The sequence below is a fragment of the Vibrio sp. 10N.222.49.C9 genome, from assembly GCF_041474985.1.
Taxonomy (GTDB): domain Bacteria; phylum Pseudomonadota; class Gammaproteobacteria; order Enterobacterales; family Vibrionaceae; genus Vibrio; species Vibrio crassostreae_C.
On sequence record NZ_JBFRVD010000918.1, the window covers coordinates 1 to 369 of the forward strand.

Genomic DNA, 369 nt, shown 5'->3' on the forward strand with positions numbered 1-369 from the left:
CCAGTAATTGGTGAGGTAATTCCCAATTCTATTGTTGCTCAAGCTGGAATTCAGCAAGGCATGGAACTTAAGTCCATCGATGGCGTCAAAACCGCGGACTGGGAATCAGTTAACATGCGTTTGATTTCGCGTATTGGCGATGATCAAATGACGGTAACGGTGACTTCGCCAGAGGAAGTCGGCCAAGAGCAGACCTTTGTTGTTGACCTTAACGGCTGGAACTTCGATCCAGAGAAAGAGTCCGCCATGGGCACGTTAGGTTTTAGGCCTTATTCTCCTGAGATTTTCCTGACGTTTGCTCACGTGCAAGAGGGCGGAGCAGCCGATGAGGCAGGCCTTAAGGTTGGGGACACGGTTTTATCAGTGAAT

Annotated in this window: 1 pseudogene; it reads left to right on the plus strand. The window is 49.3% G+C overall.

The window, feature by feature from the left end:
• A pseudogene (locus AB4585_RS26215) lies at positions 1-369 on the plus strand (zinc metallopeptidase RseP); the annotation flags it as partial.